Below are 10,963 nucleotides of genomic sequence, written 5' to 3'. Positions count from 1 at the left end.
CTTTGCCTTCTTCTGGGCACTCTTCAAATCCCTCACATTCAAAATGATCGGACAATGTCACTTCAAATATGCCGGACTCGTTCGTGATAAGACCATGCTCAGACAAGCCGTCTTTAAATTCCGCTGAATAGCTAAAGTTTCCTTCACTTCCTTCTAATGGTTGAACCAATGGATGAAAAACCTTAGGAGTACCATTGTAGTTGCTTGCCACTACAGGTTCGCCGGTGGAGGCACAAGCAAGCAATCGCGTATGCACGTTTTCTGGTTTACCTGCAATAACGCGTATTTCATTTAAAGTTGCGCTTTTCGTCTTTGAGTATGCCTCAAACATAAATGGCGTAAACATAAAGCTAACCGTTTGATGCTTGCTGGTGTCTTCTGCCATAGTGAAAGTCAGCGTGTAGTTCGTATCTAACGCGATGGCATCAATATCGTTCGGGACCACTCGAACAACGAGCTTACCATTGTCGTCAGACATAAATTGGTTTGCTTTTAATGTCTGCTGACCTTTGACCACCTCTAAAGTGAACAAGTCAGGGTGTGATAGGGCAGCACTGACTTCTGCGCTTACAACTTCTCCATTATTGGTTGTTGTTGCTGTAAATTGCGGAAGATCGTCGCCGCACATCAGTGCCATATCGTCCGATGGTGTGACGCTTAGGTCGAAGTCGTTCTCTGATGGAGGCGTAATTTTACATTCAGGGATATAAGAAGGAATAGGGCAAGTTGTTGGTGTTTGATTTGCGTAATCACAATTGGGTTCATCAATGCCACAATAGTGGTTGAAATTTGAACTTGATTCTAGGGTGGCTGTCACACTACCGCAAATAGAAGTATTGGAGTTATTAATTGAAAAATGCATTGCCGAAATAGCTTGCTTATTAGCATATATTTTGGTCGTGCCAAAACCTGTATCTACAGTATGTCCCTGAGATGTCAAAGAACCAAAAACTGTCGTATTATTAAGATTTATCCCCGATAGAGCATTGATGTTGCCCACAACTATTGGTGTATTAGAAAGCGACGATGCCAGTTGATTCATTTCTACTTTTGTTCCTTTTGATTTGATATCACCGCAGAACATACCAGATTCGATGTACACGTCACTTTGAGCAATGATGTTGCCATTAAGGACGTTGTGCTCTCCGTGAAACTCGACAGAACGGCCATTTCCACCAACACCATTGGTTTCTATATCTCCTTCGATTTCACTATCAGTTATTTTTATAGAACCTAAAGCAGAGACATTACCTAGTACGTAGCTATTACCATTAATTTTTAACCAAGTTCCTTTAGCTTTGATGTTTATAGGGCTTTCCTTTGAGCCTATGACATTCTGCCCACGGAGTGTTATGGAACCATGAGCGGTTAAAGACGATGAGCTTTGACTACTATTTATAATTTGATCGCCTTTCGGGAGAACAATATTTGTAGTGCAATCGTAAGTAGAACCCGTTACATGAATGGTTCCGTTTTTACAAAAGGCAACATTAGTGTTTGACTTGATATCTGCTAAGTCATAGGTGGTGGCGTGTGAGGTTAGCGGTAAAACAAGAACCGCAGCGAAAATACTGCAAAGACGCATCATCAAATGTCCTAAAAAAGTGGAACAAGATGGCATCAAGCGAGCGTGAGCAAGTGCTCACAGAAGTTGAAATGTCGGCGGTGTTTTTGGTTTTTAATCCGCTTACTTATTGAACTTTGGCTATTTTTATTTCGTATGTCATACCAAAGCTTAGTGGCGTTATTAGAACGTAAGTATGAGATTAGTTCAATAGCTAAGTGTGACATGAGTCGCTTTATTCATGTAACTATTTGTTGGTAAAAGATAATAATTAACCATGTTGATTCAGAACCAGTAGCTTGAGCGTCCTGATTCTGAACCGAACTTAATCCTAGGCTGCGTGAACAATGAGTGGGGCCATTTGATATAACTCTTCTAGTATGGCTTTCGTTTGTCTCGAATAGACCAGACGATCGCGATCGCCTACGAGTTGAATGGCTCTGACTTTACCTGCAACCAGGCATTGCCTAATGGTGCGTAGAACCATTTGGATATCAATCTCTGAGGTACCATCAAGGCTGTTTTTGGTTTTTAGGGAGCCAAGGTCGATACTGAGGATTATTTGGTCGCAATGGTCGAGGTAATTGCCGATCAACTGCTTTACATTATTGCGATGACGAAAAGAAAACTCTTTATCGGTTACCCAGTCACAACCTTGATCCTCCGCGTATTCCCACGTTTCTTGCTTTGTATCTTGTTCGCTAACACCAGCAAAAAATAATCGCACGTTTTGATAGCGAGAAAGAGCAAAATGGAATGCCGAGCCTAAACGTGGTTCAAGTGTTGGCTTCAAGTTCATGTCATGTCCAATATTTACCACACCCACTTCGTCTCGATAGGACACTACCACAGGTAACATGGACAAGATTGCCTCGGTACAGTTGGTCACTAAAACGGGAATAGAATGACGAGAAAGCGAAAGACTTAACGCTTCCTGAAACTCGCCATTTTCCAGCTTGTCGTGGTTGAAGTGACCAAAGTTTTCAGCGGTTTCATGATCATGCTGTTGGTATAGCCAATCACTAGCATTTTCCAAACTTTGATCAGCTAATTCAAACGCGCCCTTAGACATGGGTGGCAAATACTCACACACTGTCATAAAAGAAAAAGGGTAATGCTGCGGCTGTTTCACGGTGTGGTGGAGTTTATAGCGTTTGAAAAAGCTTAACATGATGAATTACCTTTCTGGTGGTAGTGCCCTTGCCGCTTGCAACACATGCAAAATAATGCGCTGCTTATCCTTTTCGACTCGGTGGGCCGGAGCCATCACCGAGACCGCGCCGATCAGTTTGCTTCCTTTCATCACTGGTGCACTGATGCCAGAAACACCCGGGTCAATTTCAGAAGTACTGACGGCATATCCGTGTTTACGGATGGTTGTGAGCTCTTGTTCCCATTCGTCTCGTCGGTGATCTTGATTAAAGTATCTCAAGATTTTCTCGCATCGACTTTGAGGCATAAAAGCGAGCATCACTTTAGATGAGGCACCACGTAGCAGAGGTTGACTTTGACCCTGGACGAAGCTGCAACGTAGCGCCTGCATACTTTCTTTTTGTCTGACACAAAGCGCGCGATACCCTGCAGGTACCATATAAGCGGCCATTTCCCCTGTTTGTTGTACCAACCGAGCCAGTATGGTTTCGACCATATCTAACCCATGCTGTGCGGTCTCATAGCTATGCATGAGCAGCAATGCTGCCGGGCCAACGACAAATGTCTTGTCGTGTACGCTTTCTTCAATCAAGTTCCACTCTTTGAGTAGCTTCAAGTGTCGGTAGAGACTGCTCAAAGGAACGTTCAATTGCTCGCTTAGCGTTTTCGCAGAGACTGGGAATGGACTAACTGCAACTTGCATTAACAACTGCAGTGCTTTTTCGTTTACCTGGTTCGCATTAGCTTTGTTTGTCGTCATGAGAGTGTTGTAACGTGTTATATGAATTACGACAAATATAATTCTTAATCACTGAGAAAAGAAAAATAATTTTAATGGGTAATTCTCGCAGAGTGAGAATTTGACGACTGAGGGCTTACCTCGGTACCGATAGGTTCAAAAATGATGTCGTATTGACGTCTCAGGTTTGAGTCGTTTGATGCTAAATTGGAACAGGAGGGATTAAGGCATTGTTTAGTTTGCGGTATTACCAAGTGTTTCGCATACTGAGTTAATCTAAATAAATAATATTATAAACGAGAGTTGCTAGTGGGTATCAGAATCCAGATACCATCTCAGTAAATCGGTTTTATAAAAGGTTACTTTTATATGCTGAATAAGGCGCTTTTTAAAAAAGCCATCATTTTTTTGTTGCCCATTCCTTTGATTGTTGGCGAGGTCTTGTATTTAGCTCGTGAAAGCGTGCAAAACAACCTCAATCATCTATTAGAAAAAAACGTTCAAATCGCAGACGAAATTTTATTCCAAATAGAGACCGAAAACCGCACGGCTTTGTTGCATCCTAGACGATGTGAAGAGCTTCAGCAAAACTTGATGTTTGAACGAGATATCGAAGAAATGCTGATTGTAAAAGATGGGATCATTACGTGTTCCTCTAAACTGGGCGTAATTTCTAAGCCGTTAGCCGAGCACATTACATTTCCTGAGGGACAAGCGTTAGCACTGGGAAACGTGGATAGCGTATATGACCAATTTTTGCTCGTCGTGACCGAAGGAGAGCGAGGTTATCAAGCGGTGACGATTATTGATCATGACTACTTTAATGCGAAGATAGGATTTAATAACGATTTACGTTTAAAACGCTCTGCCTTATTTATCCATGACCAAGTTGCACCTGAAGAAGCGTTGAGAACGGGAAGTAATCCTATTGGCATCAAATCGTCGCAAATGTTTGAGTATGAAGCTTTGAGTGAAGCTAGCGATCTGTTCGTCAAACAGAGAACACTTTCCTATTTTTTGTATTCAATTCCAATCATTTTTGTTATCTATCTTTGCTTATATGCGTTAAATAAATTTATCGATCCTCATCGAAGCTTGGTTCTGGATTTAAAGAAAGCCATAAAGAAAGGCGAGTTGACTCTGTATTACCAGCCCCAGATTAACGTCGATACTGGTCAACTATTTGGTTTTGAAGCCCTAGTGCGATGGGAACATCAGAATAAAGGGTTCATTTCTCCTGATGAGTTTGTGCCAGCGGCGGAGCAAAGTGGATTGGTCTTTTTGCTCACGGATTACGTTCTCGATAAAGCGGCAGAAGACTTTAGTAAATTAGACTTTAATCAGTCTGTTCACCTTGGTATTAATGTGCCGCCCGGTTACTTAGTTGGGCCAAACGCGATTAGAAAGATTCAACTCATTGACAGGAAGTTAAGTCGAAATAACGTCTCATTAGGCATAGAGATAACAGAACGTCAACTCATTGATGCTGAAGCCAGAAAGTGTATCGCAGCGCTGCGAGTACATGGCATTGATGTGTTAATCGACGATTTTGGTACCGGTCAAACCTCGCTGGCGTTTCTGCAGCACATGCGTATTGATTACCTAAAAATCGATAAATGTTTTGTCGAAACTATTGGTATACCTAGCCTTAGTGCTTCTGTTTTAAAAGCTATTGTTCACTTTGCGGAAGAGCTGAAAGTACAACTCATCGCTGAAGGTGTAGAAACAACGGCGCAAGCCGACCATTTGAAAAAGATGGGAGTGCGATATCATCAAGGATATTTTTACTCCAAGCCTTTACCTTATGATCAACTTGCTCAGCGAAGTCATTATGATTGGTAAACGTTAGCCCGGTAACATTGGTCATTGTCATCAAAAACAAACTCTAGCTCATTCTTGATGCTATCCAAGCGGTCTTCTTGGTAATGAGATACATACAATAGCTGGCTTAAATTCTCTCGGGCGATGAGCTCAAGTGTATTCTTAACTAAACGCCTGCCAAGAAAATCCAACCCTTGATATGGCTCGTCCAAAATCAGTAATGTAGGCTGTTTAACGATGGCTCTTGCAATCAACAACAGGCGCTGCTGACCGTACTCTAATTGCTTGAATGAGGTTTTTCGGTATTGGCTCATATGTAGGATGTCGAGCCATTCGTTTGCGATGTCCACTTCTTTACGAGTGGGTTGGTTATACAACCCTATGGAGTCGTAAAAACCGGACAAAATCACGTCTAGCGCACTGCAGTTAACGCGGTATTGAAGGTGTAACGCTGAAGATACCATGCCTATGTGCTGCTTAATTTCCCAGATTGTCTCGCCAGACCCTCGCTTTTTACCAAAGATATCAATGTCATTGCTGTAGCACTGAGGATGATCACCAAAGATTAACCCAAGCAAGGTGCTCTTCCCACAGCCATTTGGGCCTTTGACCTGCCAATGCTGACCTTTGTCTATTCGCCAGTTTAAGTCAGTAAAGATCTTCTTATCAGTGTATTCAACAGACCCATTTGTTAGTTCAAATATTGGGTTGTCGAAGTGTGTCGAGTGCTGATGCTGACGTATCAAGTTCATCATTTCTTCACTCTGTTGCTCGGACTGAGATTTAAGCTGTCCAATGATTGGATGATTATCCCAACTGGATTTATCCATTGTACTGTCCAGCTTTCCTGCACTGAAAAGCGCAACGCGATCAATCCACTCAGGCATATCAGACTCGCGAGAGAAGGTGACCAGTAGCTGTACGGTTTGAGAAAGCGAGTGTAAATAGTGAGCGAGAGCTGCTCGATGGGCAATATCTAAACCAGTAAATGGGTTATCTAGCAGTAACAAATCAGGCTGTGTTGCTAAAGCGCGAGCTAACATCACTCGTCTTGTTTCCCCTGTAGAGAGAACACGAAAGCCACTGTGTTTAAGGTGAGTTAGGTCGAGATCGGTAATCAGCTGATCTATTAAATTAGCGTCTTGGCTGCGCTCCTGAATGAGTGAGTAAACGGTACTGCCTTGATCGATACGATCAAGAAAGTCTGTATCGTCCTTTTCTAATTCCCTTTCCAGTAATCGCTGTTGCTCTGATAATGACACTTGAGCAACGGACAGCCCATCAAGCTCAAGTTTCCCGCTTATTGGTGAAAGTTCACCACAAATAAGGTCTCCAAGTAGAGATCCAATATCCCCATCCGCGCTGAATATTCCCCAAGATTGCTGAGTGTCTATTTTCCAATCGTCAATAAATAGGTGAGCCGTGTTCCCTTGAGCGGCAAGCTGACTAAAACGAATAGTCATATGTTTGTCTTCCTTGTTTTCATTGTAATCGTTTATTTATAACAATTTACGAACTCAGTAAGGAAGAGCTTTTGTGTATTAATTTTAATCAATGCAGCATCTTGTGAGCACTCAAGGGTAGTGCTATTTGAGAGTGAAACCGCCACTATGTTTGCAGGTAATAAATTGACCTATCAGTAATTTTATTGAATTTTACAATGAGCTTATCATTATGCGCATAAATGTTATGCTGCTACACTCATACTTGCCGTTTATTTAATTAATCAATGTAAGGACACATGTTTATGAGTGAAACGGAATATGATTACCCTTCGAGTTACAGCCTAGTTTCTATCACCGATACGTCCAGCTATATCAAATATGCTAGTGAAAACTTTAATGAAGTCGCGGGGTTTGGTGATGGTGAACTTATCGGTAAGCCTCACAATGTTGTACGCCACCCCGACATGCCGAAACAGGCTTTTAAAGATTTATGGACGCACCTAAAAGCCGGAAAACACTGGATGGGAATGGTGAAAAACCGACGTAAAAACGGAGGGTATTATTGGGTTGATGCGTTTGCTTCTCCTATCAAATCCAATGGCGAAGTTGTTGAATACCAATCGGTTCGATTTAAACCTGAGCGTATACACGTTCAACGAGCGGAAAAAGCGTATTCAAAGCTTCGGAATAACGGTAAACCATTGCAAATGTATCTTCCTCGTACGCGTTTGTGGATGAGATCAGCCTTCTTTCTTTTCATTTCAAACCTTCTTGGCTTGCTAACTCTACAAATGAACCAATCACCAGCGGTGGCCTTTGGCATTGCTGCATTACTTTCCGTGTTCTCAATTTATGTATTAACCAGGCCAGTTGAGAAGCTTGCTAGACAGGCTAGGCAAGACTTCAACAATCCACTAATGGAGTATATTTATTGCGGAAAAATTAACGATCTGGCTGAAATTGAGCTGGGTATGAAGATGCGTAAGCAATTTGCAGATGCGCTATTAGGGCGAGTCGGGGTGTCTGTAAAAGACTCTTGCGAAGAAACGCGTGCAAGTGCCAACAGTGCTGCGACTAATAGCCAGCAAGTGACGGAAAACTTGAGTGCACAGAAAGTAGAGATCGACTCGGTCGCTACAGCGGTCAACGAGATGCAAGCGTCATCATCTGAGATATCAAATAATGCTCAAGCGACGGCCGATGCTACGCTAGAAGCGCAGAACACGATGACAGATAGCAGTAGCGTTATCGATAATGTTAACCACTCGGTACTAGAGCTGGTGGATGAGCTCGGCGAAATCTCTAAAGTGGTCATGCGTTTGAACCAACAAACCGAGCAAATAGGAACTGTTGTTGAAGTGATCAATGATATTGCTGAACAAACCAACTTATTAGCGTTGAATGCAGCAATTGAAGCGGCGAGGGCAGGCGAACAAGGGAGAGGGTTTGCAGTCGTTGCGGATGAAGTGAGAACCCTTGCTAAAAGAACACAGGGATCGACAACAGAAATTAAAGCGGCCATTGAAGGAATTCAAAAGGGCAGTAAATCAGCGGTTTCTGCGCTAGAGAAAGGTAATGAAATGTCGACCGGAACGGTAACATTATTAGGCACGGCTTTAGAGAGCATCCAACAGCTGCAATCTCTCGTTCAGGATGTAGTCGAGCGAAATCAACAAATTGCGGTAGCGATAGAAGAACAGGTTTACGTAACGGATGAGATTAACGAAAACATCCAGTCGCTTAACTTAAAGTACAGTGAATCGTATGATCTGATGACAGAAACGAATCAGATGAACTCTAAAGTGCAAAGTTGTACCAATGACCTATCTGAAATGATTAAGAAGTTTGCTTAAACACTAGAAAATAGAAATAAAGAGCCCGCTGATTTTTAGCGGGCTCTTTATTGGAATGTGGTGAAGCTCTGGGGCCGTATACGACTAGGGGTTCGAACCTCCGTCATTTTACAAGCACTAAAACGACGAAAGCTCGCAATAAATGCGAGCTTTCTAAATAAGTGGCGGAGAGATAGGGATTTGAACCCCATCTCTTTGAAAACCTATATATATCAAGCTCTTGAATTTTCTAGCTTTCTACGTTCATCAACCAAATGTCACGTTGACGAATGTTAATCACAATCAGTATACGAAAACAATCGAACTTAGCAAGAGCATCAAGCATATAAGCCAAAATATTTTTCTAGTATCCTTACCCAGTCAACTAATCCTCTTAATCTTAGCTATTACTGATTACCCCTGTTCGGGGGTAAAATTAACTTTAACCCTCATAGGGGTTAAAGTGCTAATATCCCCTACAGGGGTTAATTTAGATTGGAGGCAGATATGCTCATAACAAGTCCTAAGCAATTGGGAATATACTTGCGTGATGTACGCAGGACTCAAAGGCGGAACCAAACCAAAGTCGGCGATATTGTTGGTCTAAAACAGACAACGGTATCGAAACTTGAACGTGATCCTGCCTCGTCCAGTATCGAAAGTCTGATGCGCCTGCTGTCATCACTAGATCTTGAGCTACATATTCAAGACAAAGCTGTAAGCCGTGAACAAGCAAAGCTTCGTGACCCTGATGATTGGTAAAATCCTATACAACTAAGCCAACGCTATAACCAAGTTGTTCTCTCACAATCATCATCGAGTTAGCAATTCGATGGTTGCGCGATCAATTTATTAAAACCCCTTTCCGCTTAGTACTATTACTCAGCAACGGATAGCGCTGTTGAGTTTGAGATACTTATAGTTATGGCTGGCCTTGAAGGGAGCAACTTGGAATCTCCCAGTTTCGTTCATTGTACAAACACTGAACGAAACCCTCAGCATATACATATAAATTCATTTGCGACTCAAACCTTTGGTTTTATCTCAAAGCCTTTTCAAATTCAGTGATAAGGCATTCCGCATTCTCTCTAACTAATAATATTCTTTTTCATGTATTGGATTGTTTCTTCTAAGGTTTGCCCTCGTTCTACCCCAGTAACCAATGACTTGATCATCAGGTAATCTTTACCTCCTTTTATAAGGTGAGCGTCATGCAACAAAGAACAACTCATTCTGTGGACTGTTAATAGGTTTTATATCCATGCGGACTCTATGTTAGCATATGATGATATTAAACTATTTTTATAAGAGACCTATGGCTAGGGATAATTTTCGTCTTACTACTATCAGCACTCTCAGAGACCGTGTGAATAACTTCTGTTCAAACCCCGAATGTCGAGTGTCTACAAGAAGCTCTCATACTGAGGATAATAAAAGTACTAGTACTGGTATTGCCGCTCACATCTACGCTGCATCTGACAATGGTCCACGTTACAATAGGCGTATGAGTACTGAGGAGCGTAAAGATATTAGCAACGGGATTTGGTTATGTTGTAACTGTGCAACAAAGATAGACAAGGATGAGAAAAAATACCCAGCGTCTCTACTCAAAGAGTGGAAGTCCGAGGCAGAAAAAAGAGTTTCAGATAATCATGGTCTTCCCTTTTTGACTAAAAGTGAAGCAGAAAAAGAATTCGAAAGTAAATTGCTTAAACGAAAAGAAGAGTTAGAGTCTCTTATCAAGGTCGCGATTCAGCCATCGCCTGTAGAAAAAGCTGAGCATGAAGACATTGTTAGTAAGTTGAATAATATTACTGAGAGCTATGAGAAAGAGGTGGCTCTGCGACAGGAAATTGAAGATACACTAACTATGTTCAAAAGCAGACTTCCAGAAGAAGTGTTTGAAGAGGCAAGAAATATGCTTTCCGTCGGTGATACTGATGGAGCGGAAAAAGTGCTAAATTCATTTGTAAACGAAAACGAAAGACATTTAGTCATGGCTTATATAGGCTGTGGTAAAATAGCAGAAGCTAATTTTAATTATCACAAGGCATTAATTAATTATGAAAAAGCTTCAATGCTGTCTGACGTACAACCTCAATTAACAAACCATGCATGTCAACTTGCCTATAGAGTTGGTGATTATGATCTGGCAATGAGTTTAATTAATAAGGGGCTAAAAGTAATAGGTGATGATTTAGAAGGCAAGATGATATTTTTAAATCAAAAAGGACTTATCCAAAGAGCTAGAGGGAATTTAAATAATGCTATAGACACATTTAAATATGCTTTAAATGAATTAGAATCAGAGGTAAATGACCATCATTGGATAGTTGATACTGTTAAGAACAACCTAGCACTGTCTTATATATCAATGGGTAAATATACAGAAGCAGAGGTAATATATAAT

General features: G+C 41.5%; 7 protein-coding genes and 1 pseudogene. 4 read left to right on the top strand and 4 right to left on the bottom strand.

Features of this window, described 5'->3' with window-relative positions; translation table 11 throughout:
• From R2S67_RS22110 to R2S67_RS22100, 3 genes and pseudogenes are all read right to left on the bottom strand, one after another.
• A pseudogene (locus tag R2S67_RS22110) lies at nt 1–1,588 on the bottom strand (polymer-forming cytoskeletal protein); the annotation flags it as partial.
• 307 nt (nt 1,589–1,895) lie between these two features.
• A complete protein-coding gene (locus R2S67_RS22105) occupies nt 1,896–2,735 on the bottom strand; it encodes an arginase family protein (protein ID WP_005391051.1) in 840 nt (279 codons plus the stop codon).
• A gap of 6 nt (nt 2,736–2,741) precedes the next feature.
• The gene (locus R2S67_RS22100; protein WP_005391048.1) at nt 2,742–3,476 is read right to left on the bottom strand and encodes an IclR family transcriptional regulator; all 735 of its coding nucleotides are present in this window, start codon (nt 3,474–3,476) and stop codon (nt 2,742–2,744) included.
• Between the two features lie 348 nt (nt 3,477–3,824).
• On the opposite strand from R2S67_RS22100, the gene R2S67_RS22095 reads away from it, so the two are divergent.
• On the top strand, nt 3,825–5,297 hold the full coding sequence (locus tag R2S67_RS22095) for an EAL domain-containing protein (RefSeq protein WP_047009316.1): 1,473 nt from the start codon (nt 3,825–3,827) through the stop codon (nt 5,295–5,297).
• On the opposite strand, the gene modF is transcribed toward R2S67_RS22095, so the two are convergent.
• A complete protein-coding gene (gene modF / locus R2S67_RS22090; RefSeq protein ID WP_243327723.1) occupies nt 5,285–6,739 on the bottom strand; it encodes a molybdate ABC transporter ATP-binding protein ModF in 1,455 nt (484 codons plus the stop codon). The genes R2S67_RS22095 and modF overlap by 13 nt on opposite strands.
• A 284-nt stretch (nt 6,740–7,023) precedes the next feature.
• Between modF and R2S67_RS22085 the strand changes: the two genes are divergently transcribed.
• The 3 genes from R2S67_RS22085 to R2S67_RS22075 form a co-directional block, all read left to right on the top strand.
• Complete coding sequence (locus R2S67_RS22085; protein ID WP_317347074.1) at nt 7,024–8,574, top strand: PAS domain-containing methyl-accepting chemotaxis protein; 1,551 nt, start codon at nt 7,024–7,026, stop codon at nt 8,572–8,574.
• Nucleotides 8,575–9,060: 486 nt separating this feature from the next.
• Nucleotides 9,061–9,315 (top strand): helix-turn-helix domain-containing protein, encoded by a 255-nt coding sequence (locus tag R2S67_RS22080; protein WP_025500913.1) that lies wholly within the window; start codon nt 9,061–9,063, stop codon nt 9,313–9,315.
• A gap of 637 nt (nt 9,316–9,952) precedes the next feature.
• The coding region (locus R2S67_RS22075) for a tetratricopeptide repeat protein (protein WP_411057862.1) at nt 9,953–10,963 on the top strand (1,011 nt) is incomplete at its 3' end.

Source organism: Vibrio sp. T13N (assembly GCF_032970445.1).
GTDB classification, from domain to species: domain Bacteria; phylum Pseudomonadota; class Gammaproteobacteria; order Enterobacterales; family Vibrionaceae; genus Vibrio; species Vibrio diabolicus.
This window is presented reverse-complemented; position numbering and strand designations above follow the sequence as displayed.